The organism is Streptomyces sp. enrichment culture (genome assembly GCF_964272895.1).
In the GTDB taxonomy this organism is placed as follows: domain Bacteria; phylum Actinomycetota; class Actinomycetes; order Streptomycetales; family Streptomycetaceae; genus Streptomyces.
The window spans coordinates 2,446,709-2,470,311 of the sequence record NZ_OZ186832.1; the positions used below are offsets into that span (position 1 = coordinate 2,446,709).

Genomic DNA, 23,603 nt, shown 5'->3' on the forward strand with positions numbered 1-23,603 from the left:
CCCTCACACCCACCCCCCGCCCCCGCTGAGGGCAGCGTTCCTCCCGGGAAACAGACGCGATGCGGTCGGGTAACACCCACGTCGCACGCTCGATGCCATGACCTCGAATTCGCGTGTGGTGGTGATCGGCGCCGGCCTCGCGGGCGTACGGCTCGCCCGGCGGCTGGCCGAGCTCGGCACGCCCGCGCTGCTCGTCGGCGAGGAGGAGCACCGGCCCTACAACCGGGTGCTGCTCGCCGAGGTGCTGGCCGGACGGTACAGCCCCGATGTGATCGCGCTGCCGGCCCCCGCGGACCACGTCCGCTCCCGCGTGACCGGCATCGACCGCGCCGCCCGGACCGTGGCCTGCGCGGACGGCACCGAGATCGCATACGACACGCTGGTCCTGGCCACCGGCTCCAATCCGGTGCTGCCGCCGCTGCGCGGACTGTTCACCCCGGACCACGAGCTGCCCGAGGGCGTGCACGCCTTCCGCACCATGGACGACTGCCTGGGCCTGTCCAAGGCGGTGCGGCCCGGCACCAGAGCCGTGGTCATCGGCGGCGGGCTGCTCGGCGTCTCCGCCGCCCGCGCCCTCGCTCTGCGCGGCGCGGCGGTGGTGCTGGCCCAGCAGTCCGAGCGGCTCATGGAGCGCCAGCTCGACCCGGCCGCCTCCCGGCTCGTGCACCGCCACCTCACCGACCTCGGCGTCGAGGTGCACACCGAGTGCCGGGTGCGGGACGTGCGCTGTGTCGGCGGCGCGGTCCGCTCCGTGGAGATGGCCGACGGCTACGCGCTCGACGCCGACCTGGTGGTCCTGGCCTGCGGTGTCCACCCGCGCGTCGGCCTCGCCAAGGACGCCGGCCTCTCCGTGCACAAGGGCGTCCTCGTCGACGACGAGCTGCGCACCTCCGACCCGCACATCCACGCCATCGGCGACTGCGCCCAGCACGACGGCGTGCTCTACGGACTCGCCGCCCCGGCGCTGGAGCAGGCCGACGTCCTGGCGGAACTGCTCGCCGGCCGGACCGCCGCCCGCTACCGCGGCACCCGCTCGCTGACCCGGCTCACCCTGACCGGCCTGGACCTCGCCGCCTTCGGCGAGACCGTACCGCTGCCCGGTGACGACGTCGTACAGCTCACCGACGCCACGCGCGGCACCTACCGCAAGGTCGTCGTCCGCGACGACCGCCTGGTCGGCGGGGTCCTCGTCGGCGAACTCGGCACCGTCGGCGCGCTGGCGCGCGCCTGGGAGGGAGCAGAGCCGCTCCCCGACGACGGTCCGCTGCTCCACCTGCTCACCAACGATGGAGGCTCCTGAATGTCCGCCACCCCGGGGGCCAACCCCACCACTCCCACGATCGTGCTCGTCGGCCACGGCATGGTCGGCCAGCGCTTCCTGGAGTCGCTCGCCGAGCGCGGCCTGACCGCGAACCACCGTGTGGTCGTGCTGTGCGAGGAGCCGCGTCCGGCGTACGACCGCGTGCAGCTCACCTCGTACTTCTCGGGCACCTCGCCCGAGGAACTGTCCATGACGGACATGGAGTTCATCAAGGACAACGGCATCGAGCTGCACCTGGGCGACCCGGCGGAGACGATCGACCGCGAGGCGAAGAAGGTCACCGCCCGCTCCGGTCTCGTCATCGCCTACGACTACCTGGTGCTGGCGACCGGCTCCTACCCGTTCGTCCCGCCGGTGCCGAACAAGGACGCCGACGGCTGCTTCGTGTACCGCACGATCGAGGACCTCCTCGCCATCGAGGAGTACGCGAGGAAGGCGACCACGGGTGCCGTGGTCGGCGGTGGTCTGCTGGGCCTGGAGGCCGCGGGCGCGCTCAAGGGCCTCGGACTGGACAGCCACATCGTGGAGTTCGCGCCGCGGCTGATGCCGGTGCAGGTCGACGAGGGCGGCGGCGCGGCCCTGCTGCGCACCATCGAGGGCATGGGCCTGACCGTGCACACCGGGGTGGGCACACAGGAGATCGTGGTCGGCGACGACGGTGCCGTCACCGGCATGAAGCTGTCCGACGGCTCCGAACTCGCCGTCGACATGGTGGTGTTCAGCGCCGGCGTCCGCCCCCGCGACCAGCTCGCCCGCGACTGCGGCCTCGCGGTCGGCGAGCGCGGCGGCATCACCGTCGACGAGCAGTGCCGCACGGTCACCGACCCGAGCGTGTTCGCGATCGGCGAGTGCGCGCTGGCCGCCGACGGCCGGGTGTACGGCCTGGTGGCCCCCGGCTACGAGCAGGCGAAGACCGCGGCCGCGACCATCGCCGACGACGAGGCGTCCTTCACCGGCGCCGACCTGTCGACCAAGCTGAAGCTGCTCGGCGTGGACGTGGCCTCCTTCGGCGACGCGCACGGCACCACCGAGGACTGCCTGGACGTCGTCTACTCCGACTCCCGCTCCGGCCTGTACAAGAAGCTGGTCATCGGGTCCGACGGCACGCTGCTCGGCGGCATCCTGGTCGGTGACGCGGAGGCGTACGGCACGCTGCGCGCCCTGACCGGGACGGTGCCGCCGGTCGCGCCGGAGAGCCTGGTGCTGCCGGCCGGCGCGGGCGAGGCGGTCCAGCTCGGCCCGGCCTCGCTGCCCGACGACGCGATCATCTGCTCCTGCCACAACGTCACCAAGGGCACGATCCGCGGCGCGGTCACCGACCACCAGTGCACATCGGTGCCCGAGGTGAAGAAGTGCACCAAGGCCGGCACCGGCTGCGGCAGCTGCCTGAAGGTCCTCGGCCAGCTCGTGGACGCCGAGCTGGAGGCCGGCGGCATCGAGGTCGACAAGGGCCTGTGCCCGGACTTCTCGCAGACCCGCGAGGAGCTGTACGAGATCGTCCTCGCCCTGCGCATCAACTCCTACCAGGAGCTGCTCGACCGCTACGGCCGTGAGGAGGCCCGCGGCGGCGAGGGCTGCGAGGTCTGCAAGCCCGCCGTCGGCTCGATCATCGCCTCCCTCGCCCCGACCATCGGCGCCAGCGTGTACGTCCTGGACGGCGAGCAGGCGGCCCTCCAGGACAGCAACGACCACTTCCTGGCCAACCTCCAGAAGAACGGGTCGTACTCCGTCGTCCCTCGTATCCCCGGCGGTGAGATCACCCCGGAGAAACTGATCGTGATCGGCGAGATCGCCCGCGACTTCGGCCTCTACACCAAGATCACCGGAGGTCAGCGCATCGACCTGTTCGGCGCCCGCGTCGAACAGCTGCCGCTGATCTGGACCCGGCTGGTGGACGCCGGCTTCGAGTCCGGCCACGCCTACGGCAAGGCGCTGCGCACGGTGAAGTCCTGCGTGGGCTCCACCTGGTGCCGCTACGGCCAGCAGGACTCGGTGCGCATGGCGATCGACCTGGAGCTGCGCTACCGCGGCCTGCGCTCCCCGCACAAGCTGAAGTCGGCGGTCTCCGGCTGCCAGCGCGAGTGCGCGGAGGCCCAGTCCAAGGACTTCGGCGTGATCGCCACGGCCAACGGCTGGAACCTGTACGTCGGCGGCAACGGCGGCGCCACGCCCCGCCACGCGGACCTGCTGGCCCAGGACCTCAACGACGAGGAACTGATCCGTCTGATCGACCGGTTCCTGATGTTCTACATCCGCACGGCGGACCGTCTGGAGCGCACCTCCACCTGGCTGGAGCGCATCCCCGGCGGCCTGAACCATGTGCGCGACGTGGTCGTGGAGGACTCGCTCGGCATCTGCGCGGAGCTGGAGTCGCTGATGGCCGACCATGTGGCCGCGTACCGCGACGAGTGGGCGGAGACCATCAACGACCCCGAGAAGCTCGCCCGGTTCGTGTCCTTCGTGAACGCCCCCGACACGCCCGACCCCGTCGTGGCCTTCGTCCCCGAGCGGGACCAGATCAAGCCGGACCTCCCGATGCTCACCATCGGCACCCGTCCCCTGGAAGGAAGCGCGCAGCGATGACCATGGCACCCGAGCAGACCGACCTGAAGGTTCAGATCCGTCTGGCGGACGACTGGCTGACCGTCTGCGACCTCGGCCGGCTCCAGCCCGGCCGGGGCGTGGCCGCCCTGCTCCCCGACGGCCGTCAGGTCGCCCTCTTCCGCGACCGCGCGGACCGGCTGTACGCCATCGACAACCGCGACCCGTTCGCCGGCGCGGCCGTCCTCTCCCGCGGCCTCACCGGCACCCACCAGGGCCGCCCCTACGTCGCCTCCCCCCTGCTGAAGCAGCGCTTCGACCTGGAGACCGGCGCCTGCCTCGACGACGACACGGTCTCCGTACCGACCTACGAGGTCCGCGCCTCCTGACCCGCCCCTCCCCACGAGGCGCGCACCCGCCGCCGACCGGGTGCGCGCCTCACCGCGTCCCACCGGCTACGCGCAGGCAGGGGCGCGGCCCCGGGCAGCACGAAGGGGCGGCACCCCCGCACGGGTGCCGCCCCTTTCCGTGGTCCGGGGCCGCCGCCGATCGGTTCTGAGGGTCGGGGACCGACGGCGGCTCCGGGGTATTGCGGGACGGCGAGCAGCTCGCCGCCCTCTCGGTCAGCGGTGGTCGCTGCCCTCCGCCTGTGTCGCGGCGCGGCCGGCCTCGAGGCGGGCCACCGGGATGCGGAACGGGGAGCAGGAGACGTAGTCCAGGCCGACCTCGTGGAAGAAGTGGACCGACTCGGGGTCGCCGCCGTGCTCGCCGCAGACGCCGAGCTTGATGTCGGGGCGGGTCTCGCGGCCGGCCTTCGCGGCCTGCTTGACCAGGGAGCCGACGCCGTCCTTGTCGATCGTCTCGAACGGCGACACCCCGAAGATGCCCTTCTCCAGGTACGCGGTGAAGAAGCTCGCCTCGACGTCGTCCCGGCTGAAGCCCCACACCGTCTGGGTCAGGTCGTTGGTGCCGAAGGAGAAGAACTCCGCGGCCTCGGCGATCTGACCGGCGGTCACCGCGGCGCGCGGCAGCTCGATCATCGTGCCGATGGACAGCTTCAGGTCGGTGCCGGTGGCGGTCTCGACCTCGGCGATGACCTGGTCGGCCTCCTCGCGGACGAACTCCAGCTCCTGGACGGTGCCGACGAGCGGGATCATGATCTCCGCGCGCGGGTCGCCCTTGGCGTTCTTGCGCTCGGCGGCCGCCTCGGCGATCGCGCGGACCTGCATGGTGAACAGGCCGGGGATGACCAGGCCGAGGCGTACGCCGCGCAGACCCAGCATCGGGTTCTGCTCGTGCAGGCGGTGGACGGCCTGGAGCAGACGCAGGTCGTTCTCGTGCGGCTCCTGCCGGGACTCGGCGAGGGCCACGCGGACCGACAGCTCGGTGATGTCGGGCAGGAACTCGTGCAGCGGCGGGTCGAGCAGGCGCACGGTCACCGGCAGGCCGTCCATCGCGGAGAACAGCTCCACGAAGTCCTTCTTCTGCAGCGGCAGCAGCTGCGCCAGGGCCTCGTCGCGCTCCTCCTCGGTGTCGGCCAGGATCAGCCGCTCCACCAGCTCGCGCCGGTCGCCGAGGAACATGTGCTCGGTGCGGCACAGACCGATGCCCTGGGCGCCGAACCGGCGGGCGCGCAGCGCGTCCTCGGCGTTGTCGGCGTTGGCGCGTACGCGCAGCCGGCGCTTGCGGTCGGCGAACGCCATGATCCGGTGCACGGCCTGGACCAGCTCGTCGGCGTCGTCGGCGCCGGGGTGCATCCGGCCCTCGAAGTACTCCACGACCGGGGAGGGCACGACCGGGACCTCGCCCAGGTAGACCTTGCCGGAGGAGCCGTCGATGGAGATGACGTCGCCCTCCTCGACGACGTGTCCGCCGGGCACGGTCATCCGGCGGCGCTTGGTGTCGACCTCCAGCTCCTCGGCGCCGCAGACACAGGTCTTGCCCATGCCGCGGGCGACGACGGCCGCGTGGGAGGTCTTGCCGCCGCGGGAGGTCAGGATGCCCTCGGCCGCGATCATGCCGTCGAGGTCGTCGGGGTTGGTCTCGCGGCGGATCAGGATGACCTTCTCGCCGGAGCGGGACCACTTCACGGCGGTGTACGAGTCGAAGACCGCCTTGCCGACCGCGGCACCCGGCGAGGCGGCGATGCCCCGGCCGACCTGCTGGACCTTGGCGCTCTCGTCGAAGCGCGGGAACATCAGCTGGGCGAGCTGGGCGCCGGTGACGCGCTGCAGCGCCTCGGCCTCGTCGATCAGGCCCTGGTCCACCAGCTGGGTCGCGATACGGAAGGCGGCGCCCGCCGTGCGCTTGCCGACGCGGGTCTGGAGCATCCAGAGCTGGCCGCGCTCGATGGTGAACTCGATGTCGCAGAGATCCTTGTAGTGGTTCTCCAGGGTCTCCATGATCTGCATCAGCTGGTCGTACGACTTCTTGTCGATCGACTCCAGGTCCGCGAGCGGGACCGTGTTGCGGATGCCCGCGACCACGTCCTCGCCCTGGGCGTTCTGGAGGTAGTCGCCGTAGACGCCCTGGTGGCCGGAGGCGGGGTCGCGGGTGAAGGCGACACCGGTGCCGGAGTCGGGGCCGAGGTTGCCGAAGACCATGGAGCAGACGTTGACCGCGGTGCCCAGGTCGTGCGGGATGCGCTCCTGGCGGCGGTAGAGCTTGGCGCGGTCGCCGTTCCACGAGTCGAAGACCGCCTTGATGGCGAGGTCCATCTGCTCGCGCGGGTCCTGCGGGAAGTCCCGGCCGGTCTCCTTCTTGACGATCTTCTTGAAGGTGGTGACCAGCTTCTTGAGGTCCGCGGCCTCGAGGTCGGTGTCGACCGTGACCTTCTTGGCGTCCTTGGCCTTGTCGAGGGCCTCCTCGAACAGCTCGCCGTCGACGCCGAGGACGGTCTTGCCGAACATCTGGATCAGGCGGCGGTAGGAGTCCCAGGCGAACCGGTCGTCGCCGGCCTGCTTGGCCAGGCCCTGCACCGACTTGTCGGAGAGGCCGATGTTGAGGACCGTGTCCATCATGCCGGGCATGGAGAACTTGGCGCCCGAACGGACCGACACGAGGAGGGGGTTGTCGGCCTGGCCGAGCTTCTTGCCCATGCGCTCTTCGAGGGCGGCGAGATGCGCGCTCACCTCGTCACGCAGTGCCACCGGCTCCTCGCCGCTGTCGAGGTAGACCTTGCATGCCTCGGTGGTGATGGTGAAGCCCGGCGGGACGGGAAGACCCAGGTTGGTCATCTCGGCGAGGTTTGCACCCTTACCGCCGAGAAGGTCCTTGAGGTCCTTGTTGCCCTCGGTGAAGTCGTAAACGAACTTTTGATTTTCCGACACGGGTCCCAACTCCTGGAGGACGCGGTGGCTGCCCTGACGGCGAGGAACATACCCAGATCGAAGGCGTCTGGGTACGTCCACTCGTGCGTCATGCGCCCGTAACCAGCGGTCCGCCACCAGATCGAAAGTCAACAGGTGGTAACCCAAGCGGGCGCTTTGTGTTCACTTCTTGAATGCATCAACGCTCACGGACCGCAGATACCGCTCATCTGAGCACTCTCCGACACGTCTGATTTCGATCGATGAACGATCAAGGGGTGGCACTCAGTGCCACCCCTTGAGGAAGTGCAGTCGCCCATGATCCGCTCATCTGAGCGCAACCCTTATCAAGGGTGGCGAGAATCACGCTCTCATAGGCGCCGGGATATCACCATCCGGACCGCCGAGAAGGACCGGAGACACGCCCGTCACCAGCGCGTCACACCCCCAGCGCCCGCAACCGCTCCTCGGCCCGCTCGGGTGCGTACAGATGCTCCACGACCAGCGCCCCGGCCCCCACCAGCCCCGCCCGCTCCCCCAGGCGGGAGGTGACGATGTCCAGATGAGCCGTGGAGCGCGACAGCGCCCGCTGGTACAGCAGCTCGCGCACCCCGGTCAGGAACGGCGTCCCCGCCAGATCCCCGGCGATCATCAGCACCCCCGGATTGAGCAGGGTCACCACCGTCGCCAGCACCTCCCCCACCAGCCGCCCCGCCTCCCGGGCGAACCCCACCGCCTCCGGGTGCCCGGCCGCGAGCAGCGCCCGCACATCCGAGCCGGAGGCCGCCGGCACCCCCGCCTCGGTCAGCCGCCGGGCCAGGGCACCACCGCTGGCGACGGCGGCCAGACAGCCGTAGGAGCCGCACCGGCACAGCGCCTGGGCGCCCTCCGGGACCCGGATGTGCCCGATGTCCCCGGCACCGCCGTCGACGCCCCGGTACACCGAGCCGTCGACGACCACGCCGGCGCCGATCCCGGTGGAGACCTTCACCAGCACGAAGGCCGAGCAGTCCGGGTGCGCGGTGCGCTGTTCGCCGTACGCCATGAGGTTGGCGTCGTTGTCCACCAGCACCGGCACCGCACCCGCGCCCGTGTGCTCGGTGAACGCCCTGGCCAGGCGGCCCCTTATGTCGTAGCCGTCCCAGCCCGGCATGATCGGCGGCTGCACCACCCGGCCGGTCTCGTTGTCCACCGGGCCCGGCACCGCGAGCCCGATGCCGCACACCTCCTCGGGCCGGTGCCCCGCCTCGGCCAGCAGCCCGGCGAACCAGCGCCCGAGCTCGCCGAGCACCGCGTCGGGGCCGTCCTCGATCACCAGGGTGCCGCCGCGCTCGGCGCGGATCTCCCCGGTGAGGGACAGCAGGGCCGCGCGGGCGTGCCGGGTGTCCAGGTCGGCGGCCAGCACGACCGCGTGCTCCCCGTCGAACTCCAGGGTGATCGAGGGGCGCCCGCCGAGCGGGGAGTCCACCGGCCCGCCCGCCCCCTCGCGCAGCCAGCCCGCGCGGAACAGCCGGTCCAGGCGCTGGCCGACGGTGGCCCGGGACAACCCGGTCACCTGCTGCAGCGCGCCGCGCGTGGTGGCGCGTCCACTGCGCACCAGTTCGAGCAGTTCGCCCGCGCTCGCCTGACTCCTGGCCGTCATTGCGCACCCCCTTGTGTTTCTCAACCTTGCATTACATATTGAGTTTTGCGTGTTAAATAGGCGTAACTCTCCGGTGGCCACTGCCGAACTGCCCGGCGGTGGCGCCGGTGTCATTCTTGCGGGAGCCCCGAGTGGATCGCACTGCCCAGCTGACCGCCCGCCCGGCCGAGACGGTCGCCGCACCCGATCCGGCCGTCCTCGCCGATCCGCTGCACCTCGGCGCGGCGCGGGTGCTGGAGGAGAACTGGACGGGGACCTCCACGGTGCCCTCCCGCGGCCTCTACCCCCACCAGTGGTCCTGGGACTCGGCGTTCATCGCGATCGGCCTGCGTCATCTGTCCCCGTTACGGGCGCAGACCGAGCTGGAGACGCTGCTGTCCGCCCAGTGGGCCGACGGGCGCGTCCCGCACATCGTCTTCAACCCCGCCGTACCGCTCGACGCGTACTTCCCGAGCCCCGACTTCTGGCGCTCCTCCACGGCCGGGCGCGCCGCGGGCGCCCCGCGCGCGGTGGAGACCTCCGGGATCGTGCAGCCGCCCGTGCACGCGCTCGCCGCCTGGCTGGTGCACCTGGCCGACCCCGAACTCTCCCGCGCCCGCGGCTTCCTGGCCCGCCTCCACCCCCGACTGGCCGCCTGGCACCGGTACTTGCTGCACCGCCGCGACCTCGGCGGCGCCGGGCTCGCCGCCGTCGTCCACCCCTGGGAGCAGGGCATGGACAACGCCCCCAGCTGGGACACGCCGCTCGCCCGCGTCACCCCCGCCCCGACCCGCTCCTTCCGCCGCGCCGACCTCGACCACGGGGCCGCGGAGGACCGGCCGACGGACCTGGACTACGGGCGGTACGTGCGGCTGGCGGCGGACTACCGGGACCGGGGGTACGCCGATGCGCCGGGCGACCCCCGGCAGCACCGGCGCCCCTCGGACGTCCCCGCCTTCGCCGTCGAGGACCCCGCGTTCAACGCCCTCCTCATCGCCTCCGAGCACGCCCTGGCCCGGATCGCCCACGAGCTCGGCGCGACCGGCACGGCCCGCCACGCCCGCGCCCAGCGCCTGACCGCGGCCCTGATCGACCGGCTGTGGGACCCGGCGTCCGGCCTGTTCCTGTGCCGGGACCTGCGCGGCGGCGGCCTCGTCCCCGAACGCGGCGTCTCCGGGCTGATCCCGCTGCTCCTGCCCACACTGCCGCGCGAGGTGACCGCCGCCCTGGTGCGCACCCTGACCGGCCCGCACTTCGGCCTGGGCACCACCACCCGCCTCGCCCCCAGCTACGACCTGCTCGGCGAGGCATTCGACCGGCACCGCTACTGGCGCGGACCGGCCTGGTTCAACACCAACTGGCTGCTGGAGCGCGGCCTGCGCACCCACGGCGAGCACGAGCGCGCCGACGCGCTGCGCCGCGCGCTGCTGCACACCGCCGAGACCAGCGGCTTCGCCGAGTACGTCGACCCGTACACCGGCGAGGCATGCGGCGCCACCGGCTTCGGCTGGACCGCAGCGCTCACGCTCGACCTGCTGCGCAGCGCGGCGTCCGGCACCACCGACATGCGGGACACGAGGAACAAGGGAGGGGACCGGGGATGACCGATCGGCAGCATCTGCTCCTGTACGGCGGGACGTTCGCCGCCGTGGGCGACGGCGGGGACATCAGCGGTGTCCGGGGCGGCACCATCCCCGACGGGCTGTTCGTGCGCGACGCCCGGCACCTGAGCCGGTGGCAGCTCACGGTCGACGGGGCCGTGCCCGAGACGCTGACCCCGGTCGCCGACGGTGACACGGCCCGCTGTGTGCTGGTCCCGCGCGGCGGCCGGCTGGAGCCCGCCGCGTACACGCTGTTCCGTGAACAGGCCGTCGCCGACAGCTCGTTCGTGGAGACCCTGCGCATCACCAGCAACCGCCCGGTGCCGGCCACCCTGCGGCTAGCGATCACCGCGGACGCCGACTTCGCCGACCAGTTCGAGCTGCGCTCCGACCACCGCACCTACGCCAAGCCCGGCGCGGTCCGCCACCGCCAGGCCCTCGGCCACGGCGTGGAGTTCACCTATCAGCGCGGCGTCTGGCTCTCCCGCACCACGGTGAGCGCCGAACCCGCGCCGGACGGCGTGGAGGAGACCGGCACCGGCGCCCGCCGCCTGGTGTGGACGCTGGAGCTGGAGGCGTACGGCACCGCCGAACTGACGTTGCGCGTGGTGGCCCGGCCGCACGGGGAGCGGCGCGCGCTGCGGGTGCCGGCCTCCCCGGCCGGGGTGCACCGCCGGCTGCGCGCTCTGGAGGAGCGGTTCATGGAGGGCGTGGCCTTCCCGACCGGGCGGCCCGAGCTGGCCGCCGCCTGCGCCCGGGGCCTGGCCGACCTGGCCGCGCTCCAGGTGCCGGCCACCGGCCCGGACGGCGAGGAGCTGCGCGTCCCGGCCGCGGGCGCCCCCTGGTTCCTCACCCTGCTGGGCCGGGACGCCCTGCTGACCTCCCTGTTCGCGCTGCCCTACCGGCCGCAGCTGGCCGCCGCGACCCTGCCCGCGCTCGCCGCCGCCCAGGCCGGGGAGGGCGGCGGACCGGCGTCCGCGGCCCAGCCCGGCAAGATCGTCCACGAGGTGCGCCACGGTGAACTGGCCTTCTTCCACCAGGTGCCCTACGGCCGCTACTACGGCTCGGTGGACGCCACCCCGCTGTTCCTGGTGCTGCTCGGCGCCTACACCGAGCACACCGGCGACCCGGCGCTCGCCCGCCGGCTCCAGTCCCACGCCCGCGCCGCGATCGGCTGGATGCTCGACCACGGCGGCCTGACCTCCCGCGGCTATCTCGTCTACCGCGCCGACAAGGGCGGCCTCGCCAACCAGAACTGGAAGGACTCCCCCGGCGCCATCTGCCGGGCCGACGGCAGCCGCCCCTCGGGCGCGGTCATGGCGGCCGGCGCCCAGGGCTACGCCTACGACGCCCTGCGCCGCACGGCCTGGCTGGCCCGCACGGTGTGGGAGGACCGGACGTACGCGGACCTCCTGGAACAGGCCGCCGCCGATCTGCGCGACCGCTTCCAGCGGGACTTCTGGATGCACGACCGCTCCTTCCCGGCGCTCGCCCTGGACGGCGAGGGCCGCCAGGTGGACGCGCTGGCCTCGGACGCGGGGCATCTGCTGTGGTCCGGGCTGCTGGACAAGGAGTACGGGGAACTGGTCGGCCGGCGCCTGCTGGAGCCGGACTTCTTCTCCGGCTGGGGCGTGCGCACCCTCGCCGCCGGCCAGGGGGCCTACCATCCCCTGTCCTACCACCGCGGCTCGGTGTGGCCGCACGACAACGCCCTGATCGCCCTCGGCCTCGCCCGCTACGGCCTGCACGACGAGGCCCGCACCGTCGCCCACGCCCTCGTCGACGCGGCCGCCGCCATGGGCCACCGCCTCCCGGAGGTCCTGGCCGGCTACAGCCGCGACACCCACGCCGAACCGGTCCCCTACCCGCACGCGTGCGTCCGCGAGTCCCGCGCCGCCGCCACCCCCCTCGCCCTGCTGACGGCGGTGGGAGGGGTGTAGCCCCGGCTGAACGCATCCCCGCGGCGGCCCGTACGAACAGGCGGCGGGCCCGGCTCCTCGTGCCGGGCCCGCCGTCCTCGTCACGGAAGGGGCTCGGGGTGAAGGGCGGTACCCGGCAGATCGCGATCACGGCGTGCTGCGCGGTGCTGGTGCTGGGGGCGCTGCTGCTGCCCAACGCGCTCGCCGCGCTGCGCCCGCTGCGCTTCCTGCGGCTGCCCGGCGAGGCGGTCATCGGCGCCATCGTGCTCCTCGGGGTCCCGCGCCGCGCCCGCACCCCGGTGGCGGTGGTCCTCGGCTTCGCCCTGGCCGCGCTGACCGTGCTGAACCTCCTGGACATCGGCTTCCGCGAGTATCTGGGCCGCGGTTTCAACCCCGTCCTCGACTGGGAGCTGCTCGACGACGCGCACGCCTATCTGCGGGACACCCTCGGCGGCACGGCCACGCTGGCCCTGACGGCCGGGGCCTACCTGGCCGTGGGCGCCCTGTTCGCCGTACTCGCCTGGGCCACGGCGCGGCTCGCCGCGGCCCTGGACCGGCACCGCTCGCGGGCCACCCTCGGCGTCCTGGTCTCCGCGACGGTGTGGATCACCTGCGCCTCCCTGGGCCTGCGGATCGCCGGTGTGCCGTTCGCCTCCGACCGGGCCGCGCAGGCCGCGCTGAGCCAGGCGCGGCGGGTGCAGCTGACGCTGCGGGACGAGGCGGAGTTCGCGCGGGAGGCGCGGAGGGACACCTTCGGCGCCACGCCGGGCGCCCGGCTCGTGCCGGATCTGCGGGGCAAGGACGTGATCTTCACGTTCATCGAGAGCTACGGCCGCAGCGCGATCGAGGACCCGGCGATCGCCCCCGGCGTCCGGCGCACCCTGGACGCGCGCACCGAGGCTCTGGCGAGGGCGGGCTTCCGGGCCAGGAGCGGCTGGCTGACCTCGTCGACGTACGGCGGCGGCAGCTGGCTGGGGCACTCCACGTTCCTGTCCGGGCTGTGGATCGCCAACCAGCAGCGCTACCGCACGGCCACCACCAGCGACCGCCTCACCCTCACCGAGGCGTTCCGCAGGACGGGCGCGTGGCGGACCGTCGGCATCATGCCGGGCGTGCGCAAGGCATGGCCGGAGGCGGAGTTCTACGGCCTCGACCACGTCTACGACGCCCATCGCCTCGGCTACCGGGGCCCGAGGTTCAGCTGGTCGACGATGCCGGACCAGTTCGCCCTGGAGGCGTTCCAGCGGCTGGAGCACGGACGCGAGGGGCGGGGGCCGCTGATGGCGGAGATCATCCTCACCTCCAGCCACCAGCCCTGGGCGCCGCTTCCGGAGCCCGTCGGCTGGGACGAGCTGGGCGACGGCCGGATCTTCGCGGACATCGAGGCGCGGGGCGCCGACCCGGCGGACGTGATCTCCAGCTCGGCCCGCTCCAAGGAGGAGTACGGCCGCTCGGTGCGGTACTCGGTGACGAGCCTGACGCAGTGGCTGGAGCGCTACGGCACCGAGGACACCGTCCTGGTCTTCCTCGGCGACCATCAGCCGATCGCCCGGGTCAGCGGCAGCGGCGCGAGCCGGGACGTGCCCGTCTCGGTCGTGGCCAAGGACCCGCGGGTGCTGGAGAAGATCGCCGGCTGGGGCTGGACGGACGGTCTGGAGCCCGCCCGGGACGCCCCGGTGTGGCGGATGAGCGCGTTCCGCGACCGCTTTCTGCGGGCCTACGGCTCGACCCCCGCGCGGGGCTGATCAGCCGCCGGAGGTGTCCAGCTCGGCGTCCTCGCTCACGCCCGCGCAGTCGTACGGGTCCTTCAGCCAGCCGTCGGGCAGCACCACCCGGTTGTTGCCGGACGTGCGCCCGCGCGGCCCGTCGGCGCCCACCGGCCACGGCTGGTCCAGGTCCAGCTCGTCGAGCCCGGCGCGCAGCTCCGCCAGCGACGACGTGATCGCCAGCCGCTTGCGCATCTCGGAGCCGACCGAGAAGCCCTTGAGGTACCAGGCGACATGCTTGCGGAAGTCGATGACCCCGCGTGCCTCGTCCCCGATCCACTCACCGAGCAGGGTGGCGTGCCGCAGCATGACGTCGGCGACCTCCCGCAGCGAGGGCCGCGCGACGGCGTCCGTACGCCCCTCGAAGGCGGCCACCAGGTCGGCGAACAGCCAGGGGCGGCCCAGGCATCCGCGCCCGACCACGACACCGTCGCACCCGGTCTCCCGAACCATGCGCAGCGCGTCCTCGGCCGACCAGATGTCGCCGTTGCCGAGCACGGGGATCTCCGGCACATGCTCCTTCAGCCGGGCGATGGCCTCCCAGTCGGCGGTGCCGCCGTAGTGCTGGGCGGTGGTGCGGCCGTGCAGCGCGATGGCGGTGACGCCCTCCTCGACGGCGATCCGCCCGGCGTCCAGGTAGGTCAGGTGGTCGTCGTCGATGCCCTTGCGCATCTTCATCGTCACCGGCAGGTCCCCGGCCCCGCTCACGGCCTCCCGCAGGATCGCCCGCAGCAGGTTGCGCTTGTACGGCAGCGCCGAGCCGCCGCCCTTGCGGGTGACCTTGGGCACGGGGCACCCGAAGTTGAGGTCGATGTGATCGGCGAGGTCCTCCTCGACGATCATCCGCACCGCCTTGCCGACGGTCACCGGGTCGACCCCGTACAGCTGGATCGACCGCGGCCGCTCGCTCGCGTCGAAGTGGATCAGCTGCATGGTCTTGTCGTTGCGCTCGACCAGCGCCCGCGTGGTGATCATCTCGCTGACGAACAGCCCCTTGCCCCCGCTGAACTCCCGGCACAGCGTCCGGAAGGGTGCGTTGGTGATCCCGGCCATGGGGGCGAGGACGACGGGCGGCTCGACGGTGTGCGGACCGATCTGGAGGGGTGAGGTGGTCGTGGGCATTACTCCATTGTGCCCTGCGCGGCGGACACCTCTCCGGTGTGCCGGGCGCGGGCGACCGCCATCGCGTGCAGCCGCTCCAGCCGCTCGCGGCTCACCTCGTCCGCCGGCACGTAGGTCACCATCCGGGGCCCCGCCTCCGGCGCGAGCCACAGATCCGTGTGGTCCACGGTGACGAGCCCCACATGCCGGTTGAGGAACTGCTTCCGCTTGCTCCGATGCGCCACCACCTCGTGCCGCTCCCACGCCTCGCGGAACTCCTCCGACTCCGCCCGCAACCGCTTGAGCAGCATCTTCCAGGCCGGTTCCCCGAGATGCCCGGCCATGGCCGCACGGAACCGCGCGGCCATCAGCCGCTGGACCTCCTCCAGATGCACGATCGAGGACCGCCACTCGTCGTGCGTGTACGACAGGATCAGGCAGTTGCGGTCCTGGGCCGGCACCGCGTCCAGGTCGCACAGCAGCATCCCGTAGGTGCGGTTGTAGGCGAGGATGTCGTACCTGCTGTTCTGCAGACACGCCGGATACGGCTCCAGCTGCTCCAGCACGCCCCGCATGGCCTCGGTCACCGAGGGACAGCTGGTGGCGGGCGTGGGGTCCACCGCCCCGGCGAGCTGGAAGAGGTGGGCGCGCTCGTTGGCGTCGAGCCGCAGCGCACGCGCGAGCGCGTCGAGGACCTGGACGGACACCTGGATGGGGCGCGCCTGTTCGAGCCAGGTGTACCAGGTGACGCCGACGGCGGACAGCTGGGCGACCTCCTCGCGGCGCAGTCCGGGCGTGCGGCGCCGGCGGCCGCGGGGCAGGCCCACCTGCTCGGGGCTGATGTGCTCGCGGCGATGGCGCAGAAAGGCGGCGAGTTCGTGCCGCCGCACCTCGGTCGTCATGATCCCATCGTGCCGGGCCCCGCATCCTGTTGCCAGGTACTCCTGGTACCAGGACAAGGACACTCTGGTACCAGGCTGGGCGGCGCCGCAGGCTCGTCGGCGTGACTCAGACGACCCCTACCCACCAGGTCCGTCCCCAGGCGCCGACACCCGCGCTGGGCGATCTCGGACTGTTCACGGTGCTGCTCGGCGGGGCGCTCCCGCTCGTCGACTTCTTCATCGTCAATGTGGCCCTGCCCGACATCGGCCGCGATCTCGCGGCGAGCGAGGCGGTCCTTGAGCTCGTCGTCGCCGGGTACGGCGTCGCGTACGCCGTGCTGCTGGTGCTCGGCGGGCGGCTCGGCGACCGGTTCGGGCGGCGGAGGCTGTTCCTGGGCGGCATGGCGGCCTTCGGTGTGACCTCGCTGGCGTGCGGGCTTGCGCCGGGCGCGTGGAGCCTGGTGGCGGCCCGGATCGCGCAGGGCGCGGCGTCCGCGGTGCTGCTGCCGCAGGTGCTGGCCACCGTGCAGGCGACCACGTCGGGTCCGCGCCGGGCGCGGGCGATGGGGCTGTACGGGGCGACGGCCGGGCTGGCGATGGTGGCCGGGCAGATCCTGGGCGGTCTGCTGGTCGCCGCGGACGTGGCGGGCCTCGGCTGGCGCACGGTGTTCCTGGTGAACGTGCCGGTCGTGCTGGCCGGCCTTGCGCTGGCCGGGCGCACCCTGCCGGAGACCCGCTCGCCGCGTCCGGAGCCGGTGGACGGCCCCGGCACGGTGCTGCTGGCGGTGGCCCTGCTGGCGCTGCTGGCCCCGCTCACCGAGGGCAGGGCGGCGGGCTGGCCGCTGTGGACCTGGCTGTCGCTGGCCGCGTTCCCGTTCGCGGCGGCGGCCTTCTACGCGGTGGAGCGCCGGGCGGACCGGGCGGGCCGTACGCCGCTGGTGCCGCCGAGCCTGTTCGCGCTGACCTCGCTGCGGCGCGGGCTGGTGATGATCCTGCCGTTCTCGATCGGCTTCAGCGGCTTCATGTTCGTCGTCGCGGTGGCCCTGCAGCGGGGCGCGGGGCTCGGGCCGGTCGCGGCGGGGGTGGCGCTGGCGCCGCTGGCGGTGGTGTTCTTCGTGTTCTCGCTCGCCGGGCCGCGGCTGGTGCGGCGGTACGGCACCCGGGTGGTGACCGCCGGGGCGGTGCTCCAGGCGCTGGGCGTCGGTCTGCTGGCGCTGGCCTTCCGCCGGACCTGGCCCGACCCGGACGTCCTGGCGCTGCTGCCGGGCGGGGCGCTGGCCGGGGCCGGGCAGGCGTTGCAGCTGCCGGTGATCTACCGGGTCGTGCTCTCCGAGGTGCCGCCGGCACGGGCCGGGGTGGGCGGCGGCGTCATGAGCACCACCCAGCAGTCGGCGCTGGCAATCGGTGTGGCCACGCTCGGCTCGCTGTTCCTGTCCCTGATCCCGTCCATGGGCATGCGGGACGCGCTGGTGACGACGCTGCTGGTGCAGATCGCGGGGATCGCGGTGACGGGTCTGCTGAGCCTGCGGCTGCCGCGGGAGATCGACTGAGCCGCCGTGACCGCAGGAGTGGCTTCCGTCACAGCCAGAGAGGCGCGCGCCTGGTGGGGTGGGCGGATGCACGCCCACCCCGTCGGCGGAGGGACCACGCGCCCGTGATCATGCTGCTCGCCCTGCTCGCCTTCCTCGCCGCCGCGATCGGCGTGATCGCCGCCTTCCTCGGGCTGCTCGGCGCCGTCCTGCCGGGGCGTCCCGAGCCCTGGCGGTGGCATGTCCCCCGGCGGGCCGCCCAGCTGGCCGCCGCCGGGGCCGCGGCCGTCTACTTCCTGGGGCTCGCCGACGTGGCGGCGTCCGACTACGAGGTCGGCAAGGGCACGGACTCGGTCCCGGCCCCGGCCTGCCGTGACGACGAACCGCCGGAGACCGTGCACGGCCTGATCGACCACCGCGTGTCCTACCTGCCGCCGGCCTTCACCTGCGTCCGCGAGGACGGCAGCACCTACGCGGCGGACCCGGCGTACGCGTGGAGGAACCCCGCGGCCGCGGGCCTCGCCCTGTCCGCCGCGGCGCTGGCGGTCGCCGCCCGTGCCTCCCGGCCGCATGTCAGGCGCGCAGCCCCCGCAGCACCAGATCGACCAGGGCCGTGAACTCCTGCTCGATGCCCGGCTGTTCCCACTCCTTGGCGTAACAGGGGTCGTGGAAGCGGCCGGTGGCCTGGAACACCGCGCGGGCGGCGGTGTCCGCGTCGGCGGCGGCGAAGGTGCCCTCGGCGAGGCCCGCCGCGATGATGCGGGCGAGCTGGCCGGTGAGGTCGGCGATGTGCTCGCCGACGGCGGCGCCGTTCTCCCCGGTGAGCACCATGTACGTGGCGAACAGCTCGGGGTCGGCCCCGGCCTTCCGCCGCTTGGCCGCGAACAGCGTGGCGAGCCAGTCGCGCAGCCGGGCCTCGGGGTCGCGGTCCTCGTCGACGATCGCCAGGAGGGCCTCGGAGGTACGGTCCAGCCAGCGCTTGGTGACCGCCTCGCGCAGCGCCGCCTTGGTGCGGAAGTGCCGGTAGACGCTGCCGTGGCTGACGCCGAGCACACGGGCCACGTCGACCACGGTGGCCTTGGCCGGTCCGTGGCGGCGCAGCACCTCCTCGGTCGCCTCGAGGATGCGCTCGGCGGTCAGGGTCTCGCTGGTCGCTGCCATGCTCTAGACCGTACCCGGCGCGGTCACTCGGTCCCGAGGTGAGCCATCTGTGCGGCCGGGTAGCGCTCGCCGGCCGCCGCGCCGGCCGGGACCGCCTCCTCGATCGCGGCGAGGTCGGCCGCGTCCAGCGTGACGCGCAGCGCGCCGAGGGACTCGGTGAGCCGCTCGCGGGTGCGGGCGCCGACCAGCGGGACGATGTCCTCGCCGCGGGAGAGCACCCAGGCGATGGCGATCTGCGCGACGCTCACGCCCTTCTGCTCGGCGATCTTGCGCAGGGCCTCGACGAGGTTCAGGTTGTGCCGCAGGTTCTCGCCCTGGAAGCGGGGCGAGGCGGCCCGGAAGTCGCCCGCGCCCAGCTGCCGGTCGGCGCTGAAGTGGCCGGAGATCAGGCCGCGGGAGAGGACGCCGTACGCGGTGATCGCGACGCCGAGCTCGCGGGCGGTCGGCAGGACCTCCTGCTCGATGCCGCGGGAGATCAGGGAGTACTCGATCTGGAGGTCGGCGATCGGGGCGGTGGCGGCGGCCCGGCGCAGGGTGTCGGCGCCGATCTCGCTGAGGCCGATGTGGCGGACGTAGCCCTTCTCGACCAGCTCGGCGATCGCGCCGACGGTCTCCTCGACGGGGACGGCCGGGTCGAGGCGGGCGATGCGGTAGACGTCGATGTGGTCGACGCCCAGGCGCTGGAGCGAGTAGGCGGCGAAGTTCTTCACCGCGGCCGGGCGGCCGTCGTAGCCGCTCCACTCGCCGTCGGGGCCGCGCAGGGCGCCGAACTTCACGCTGAGCAGCGCCTGTTCGCGCCGGGCGGCCGGAGCGGTGCGCAGGGCCTCGCCGATCAGCAGCTCGTTGTGGCCCATGCCGTAGAAGTCGCCGGTGTCGAGGAGGGTCACGCCCGCCTCCAGGGCGGCGTGGACGGTCGCGATGGACTCGGCCCGGTCCGCCTCGCCGTACAGCGCGGACATGCCCATGCAGCCGAGGCCGAGCGCGGAGACCTGGGGGCCGGTGGTGCCGAGGGTGCGTGTCTGGATCGTCATGGCATCCACCTTGCCATGACAGCTGACAGATTTCAATATCTGTCACTCCATACTTGTCAGCCGCGAGCCGCCGAGGATGGTTGGTCCAGACCTCTTGACGGAAGGTCTGGACCAAGCGACTGTCATGTCTGCGACACCTCACCGACCCCCACCGGGAGGCCCGTATGCTCCGCCGCACCCTCGGCCTGCTCACCGCGACCCTCGCGACGCTCGGCCTCACCCAGCTCCCCAGCACCCCCACCGCCTCCGCCGCCGACACCTGCGCCGTGAAACCCCGCCCCTCCGGCAAGGTCCTCCAGGGCTACTGGGAGAACTGGGACGGCGCCGCGAACGGCGTCCACCCGCCCTTCGGCTGGACCCCGATCACCGACCCCCGTATCGCCGCGCACGGCTACAACGTGATCAACGCGGCCTTCCCCGTCATCCGCTCCGACGGCACCGCGCTGTGGGAGGACGGCATGGACGTGGGCGTGAAGGTGGCCACCCCGGCGGAGATGTGCGCCGCCAAGGCGGCCGGTCAGACGATCCTGCTCTCCATCGGCGGCGCCACGGCCGGGATCGACCTGGGCTCCACCGCCGTCGCCGACCGTTTCGTCGCGACGATCGTCCCGATCCTGAAGAGGTACAACTTCGACGGCATCGACATCGACATCGAGACCGGTCTGATCGGCAGCGGCGACATCAACCGCCTCTCCGTCTCCCAGGCCAACCTCATCCGCATCATCGACGGCATCCTCGACCGGATGCCTCCGGGCTTCGGCCTGACGATGGCCCCGGAGACGGCCTATGTGACCGGCGGCAGCGTGGTCTACGGCTCGATCTGGGGCGCCTACCTGCCGATCATCAAGAAGTACGCGGACAACGGCCGCCTGTGGTGGCTGAACATGCAGTACTACAACGGCAGCATGTACGGCTGCTCCGGCGACTCCTACTCCGCCGGCACCGTCCAGGGCTTCGTCGCCCAGACAGACTGCCTGAACAAGGGCCTGGTGGTGCAGGGCACGACGGTCAAGGTGCCCTACGACAAGCAGGTCCCCGGCCTGCCCGCCCAGCCCGGCGCCGGCGGCGGCCATATGTCCCCGTCCCTGGTCGCCCAGGTCTGGCGGCACTACGGCACGGCGCTCAAGGGCCTGATGACGTGGTCGATCAACTGGGACGGCTCGAAGAACTGGACGTTCGGCGACAACGTCGAAGCGCTCCAGGGGCGTTGAAAAACGCCGTACGGCCGCCGAAGGGGATCGGCGGCCGTACGGCGTTCGGTTCGGGCGGCGTCAGCAGCCGATCAGACGCGAGGCCAGGTAGCCCTCGATCTGGTCCAGCGACACCCGCTCCTGCTTCATCGAGTCACGCTCACGCACGGTCACGGCGTTGTCGTCCAGCGTGTCGAAGTCGACGGTGACGCAGTACGGCGTGCCGATCTCGTCCTGGCGGCGGTAGCGGCGGCCGATGGCGCCGGCGTCGTCGAACTCGATGTTCCAGTGCTGGCGCAGCGCCTGGGCGAGGCCCTTGGCCTTCGGGGACAGCTCCGCGTTGCGGGACAGCGGCAGGACCGCGACCTTCACCGGGGCGAGGCGGTGGTCGAGGCGCAGCACGGTGCGCTTCTCCATCTTGCCCTTGGCGTTGGGCGCCTCGTCCTCGACGTAGGCGTCGAGCAGGAAGGCGAGCATGGTGCGGCCGACACCGGCCGCGGGCTCGATGACGTACGGCGTCCAGCGCTCGCCGGCCTCCTGGTCGAAGAAGGAGAGGTCCTGGCCGGACGCCTTGGCGTGGGCGGAGAGGTCGTAGTCGGTGCGGTTGGCGACGCCCTCCAGCTCACCCCACTCGCTGCCGCCGAACTGGAAGCGGTACTCGATGTCGGCGGTGCGCTTGGAGTAGTGGGAGAGCTTCTCCTGCGGGTGCTCGTACCACCGCATGTTCTCCTCGCGCAGGCCCAGGCCGGTGTACCAGTTCCAGCGCTGCTCCATCCAGTACTCCTGCCACTTCTCGTCCTCGCCCGGCTTGACGAAGAACTCCATCTCCATCTGCTCGAACTCGCGGGTGCGGAAGATGAAGTTGCCGGGCGTGATCTCGTTGCGGAAGGACTTGCCCATCTGGGCGATGCCGAACGGCGGCTTGCGGCGCGAAGTGGTCTGCACCTGGGCGAAGTTGGTGAAGATGCCCTGGGCGGTCTCGGGACGCAGGTAGGCGACGGAGCCGGAGTCCTGGGTGGGGCCGAGGTGGGTGGAGAGCAGGCCGGAGAACTGCTTGGGCTCGGTGAACTGGCCCTTGACGCCGCAGTTGGGGCAGTTGATGTCGGCCAGGCCGTTCTCGGGGGCGCGGCCCTTCTTCTCCTCGTACGCCTCCTCCAGGTGGTCCGCGCGGAACCGCTTGTGGCAGGAGGTGCACTCGGTGAGCGGGTCGGTGAACGTGGCGACGTGGCCGGAGGCGACCCAGACCTCGGGGGCGAGGATCACGGAGGAGTCGATACCGACGACGTCCTCGCGCGAGGTCACCATGTAGCGCCACCACTGACGCTTGATGTTCTCCTTGAGCTCGACACCCAGCGGCCCGTAGTCCCAGGCGGCGCGCTGACCGCCGTAGATCTCACTGCAGGGGAAAACGAAGCCACGGCGCTTGCTCAGGCTGACGATGGTGTCGATCTTGTCGGCGGCCACGGTGCTCTCTTCATTACGACGACGGGCGACGAAGCGAGGTGCTTCCAGCGAATGCTTCAGGTTACCGGCGCAGGCCGCCCCACGACCAAATCGGTCCGGGCTGTGGGCCGTTCACGACCTTTGTTGACAATGGTTTCCATCTTTGCTGAAAATGAGTGTCATGAACGTACGACGACCTCATATATCCCGGATCGCGATCGCGGCCGCCACCGCCGCCGCCCTCGGGACCCTGTCCGCCTGCTCCTCCGACAGCTCGGCCGCGGGCAGCACGGACAAGTTCGACGTCGTCGCGTCGTTCTACCCGATGCAGTTCCTCGCCGAGAAGATCGGCGGCGAGCATGTGAACGTCACCACCCTCACCGAGCCCGGCCAGGAACCGCACGACCTCGACATCAGCGCCCAGCAGCGCGCCCAGCTGGAGGAGTCCGACGCGGCGCTCTATCTCTCCGGCCTCCAGCCCGCCGTCGACGAGGCGGTGAAGCAGGCCGGCACCGAGACCAAGATCGACGCGGCGAAGCTGACCTCGCTGGAGGACCTCGGCGTCGAGGACGGCCACGACCACGGCGGCTCGCACGAGGAGGAGGGCGAGCACGCCGGGGAAGAGGGTGAGCACGCCGAGGAGGAGGGCGGCGAGCACCTCGACCCGCACGTCTGGCTCGACCCGGTCAAGTACGCCGAGATCGCCGAGGGCGTCGGCAAGGCGCTGCAGAAGGCCGACCCGGACCACGCCGCCGACTACCGGAAGAACACCGCCGCCCTGGTCAAGGAGCTCGGCGCGCTGAACACCTCCTTCGAGCAGGGCCTGAAGAACACCAGGAGCAAGGTGTTCTTCACCAACCACGCCGCCTTCGGCTACCTGGCCGAGCGCTACGGCCTCACCCAGGAGGCCATCTCCGGCCTGGACCCGGAGAGCGAGCCCAGCCCCGCCCGGATCAAGGAGCTCCAGGAGGAGGCCAAGGCCGACGGCGTGACCACCGTGTTCTACGAGACACTGGTGTCCGACAAGACCGCGAAGACGCTCGCCGCCGACGCCGGCCTGAGGACCGACGTCCTCGACCCGGTCGAGGGCATCACCGACAAGTCCCGCGGCGACGACTACATCCAGGTCATGCGGGCCAACCTCAAGGCCCTCCAGACCGCCCTGGGAACGAAATGACCTTCACGGAGGA

At 72.2% G+C, this 23,603-nt stretch carries 17 protein-coding genes; 10 read left to right on the forward strand and 7 right to left on the reverse strand.

Annotated elements, in window-relative coordinates; all coding sequences use genetic code 11:
* Positions 1–97: 97 nt before the first annotated feature.
* From ACSU6M_RS11115 to nirD, 3 genes are read left to right on the forward strand one after another with little or no spacing between them, the layout of a single operon-like run.
* Entirely contained in the window at positions 98–1,300 is a 1,203-nt protein-coding gene (locus ACSU6M_RS11115; protein WP_437069176.1) for an NAD(P)/FAD-dependent oxidoreductase, read from the forward strand.
* Positions 1,301–3,904, forward strand: coding sequence for a nitrite reductase large subunit NirB (gene nirB / locus ACSU6M_RS11120; RefSeq protein WP_437069177.1), 2,604 nt, complete (start codon positions 1,301–1,303; stop codon positions 3,902–3,904).
* Entirely contained in the window at positions 3,901–4,251 is a 351-nt protein-coding gene (gene nirD, locus ACSU6M_RS11125) for a nitrite reductase small subunit NirD (RefSeq protein WP_437069178.1), read from the forward strand. Before nirB ends, nirD begins: the two co-directional genes overlap by 4 nt.
* 234 nt (positions 4,252–4,485) lie before the next feature.
* Here nirD and ppdK read toward each other — a convergent pair whose 3' ends face one another.
* Together ppdK and ACSU6M_RS11135 are read right to left on the reverse strand one after the other, a co-directional pair.
* Positions 4,486–7,200: a pyruvate, phosphate dikinase gene (ppdK, locus tag ACSU6M_RS11130; RefSeq protein WP_437069179.1), complete on the reverse strand. Its 2,715-nt coding sequence runs from the start codon at positions 7,198–7,200 to the stop codon at positions 4,486–4,488.
* 409 nt (positions 7,201–7,609) lie between these two features.
* On the reverse strand, positions 7,610–8,812 hold the full coding sequence (locus ACSU6M_RS11135) for an ROK family protein (protein WP_437069181.1): 1,203 nt from the start codon (positions 8,810–8,812) through the stop codon (positions 7,610–7,612).
* A 131-nt stretch (positions 8,813–8,943) separates the two neighbouring features.
* Between ACSU6M_RS11135 and ACSU6M_RS11140 the strand changes: the two genes are divergently transcribed.
* The 3 genes from ACSU6M_RS11140 (at position 8,944) to ACSU6M_RS11150 (ending at position 14,056) form a co-directional block, all read left to right on the forward strand.
* A complete protein-coding gene (locus ACSU6M_RS11140; protein ID WP_437069183.1) occupies positions 8,944–10,395 on the forward strand; it encodes an MGH1-like glycoside hydrolase domain-containing protein in 1,452 nt (483 codons plus the stop codon).
* Entirely contained in the window at positions 10,392–12,332 is a 1,941-nt protein-coding gene (locus ACSU6M_RS11145) for an amylo-alpha-1,6-glucosidase (protein WP_437069185.1), read from the forward strand. The genes ACSU6M_RS11140 and ACSU6M_RS11145 overlap by 4 nt, the downstream gene beginning before the upstream one ends.
* Positions 12,333–12,430: 98 nt before the next feature.
* Positions 12,431–14,056, forward strand: a complete 1,626-nt coding sequence (locus ACSU6M_RS11150) for a CDP-alcohol phosphatidyltransferase (RefSeq protein ID WP_437069187.1) — start codon at positions 12,431–12,433, stop codon at positions 14,054–14,056.
* Here the strand turns inward: ACSU6M_RS11150 and dusB are convergent, their stop codons facing one another.
* Both dusB and ACSU6M_RS11160 read right to left on the reverse strand, forming a co-directional pair.
* Complete coding sequence (dusB, locus tag ACSU6M_RS11155; protein ID WP_437069189.1) at positions 14,057–15,199, reverse strand: tRNA dihydrouridine synthase DusB; 1,143 nt, start codon at positions 15,197–15,199, stop codon at positions 14,057–14,059.
* Positions 15,199–16,080 (reverse strand): helix-turn-helix transcriptional regulator, encoded by an 882-nt coding sequence (locus tag ACSU6M_RS11160; protein WP_437069191.1) that lies wholly within the window; start codon positions 16,078–16,080, stop codon positions 15,199–15,201. Before ACSU6M_RS11160 ends, dusB begins: the two co-directional genes overlap by 1 nt.
* A 101-nt stretch (positions 16,081–16,181) precedes the next feature.
* Here ACSU6M_RS11160 and ACSU6M_RS11165 point away from each other — a divergent pair, with 101 nt between their 5' ends.
* Both ACSU6M_RS11165 and ACSU6M_RS11170 read left to right on the forward strand, forming a co-directional pair.
* Positions 16,182–17,609, forward strand: coding sequence for an MFS transporter (locus ACSU6M_RS11165; protein WP_437069193.1), 1,428 nt, complete (start codon positions 16,182–16,184; stop codon positions 17,607–17,609).
* A 110-nt stretch (positions 17,610–17,719) separates the two neighbouring features.
* Positions 17,720–18,205, forward strand: coding sequence for a hypothetical protein (locus ACSU6M_RS11170; protein WP_437075101.1), 486 nt, complete (start codon positions 17,720–17,722; stop codon positions 18,203–18,205).
* Here the strand turns inward: ACSU6M_RS11170 and ACSU6M_RS11175 are convergent.
* On the reverse strand, positions 18,162–18,749 hold the full coding sequence (locus ACSU6M_RS11175) for a TetR family transcriptional regulator (RefSeq protein ID WP_437069195.1): 588 nt from the start codon (positions 18,747–18,749) through the stop codon (positions 18,162–18,164). The two genes, ACSU6M_RS11170 and ACSU6M_RS11175, sit on opposite strands and share 44 nt — an antisense overlap.
* 23 nt (positions 18,750–18,772) lie before the next feature.
* Complete coding sequence (locus ACSU6M_RS11180; protein ID WP_437069196.1) at positions 18,773–19,780, reverse strand: aldo/keto reductase; 1,008 nt, start codon at positions 19,778–19,780, stop codon at positions 18,773–18,775.
* Between the two features lie 164 nt (positions 19,781–19,944).
* Here ACSU6M_RS11180 and ACSU6M_RS11185 point away from each other — a divergent pair, with 164 nt between their 5' ends.
* Positions 19,945–20,991: a chitinase gene (locus tag ACSU6M_RS11185; RefSeq protein ID WP_437069198.1), complete on the forward strand. Its 1,047-nt coding sequence runs from the start codon at positions 19,945–19,947 to the stop codon at positions 20,989–20,991.
* Between the two features lie 60 nt (positions 20,992–21,051).
* On the opposite strand, the gene ACSU6M_RS11190 is transcribed toward ACSU6M_RS11185, so the two are convergent.
* Entirely contained in the window at positions 21,052–22,434 is a 1,383-nt protein-coding gene (locus ACSU6M_RS11190) for a glycine--tRNA ligase (RefSeq protein ID WP_437069200.1), read from the reverse strand.
* 160 nt (positions 22,435–22,594) lie between these two features.
* On the opposite strand from ACSU6M_RS11190, the gene ACSU6M_RS11195 reads away from it, so the two are divergent.
* The gene (locus ACSU6M_RS11195; protein ID WP_437069202.1) at positions 22,595–23,590 is read left to right on the forward strand and encodes a metal ABC transporter substrate-binding protein; all 996 of its coding nucleotides are present in this window, start codon (positions 22,595–22,597) and stop codon (positions 23,588–23,590) included.
* The last annotated feature ends 13 nt before the right edge of the window (positions 23,591–23,603 follow it).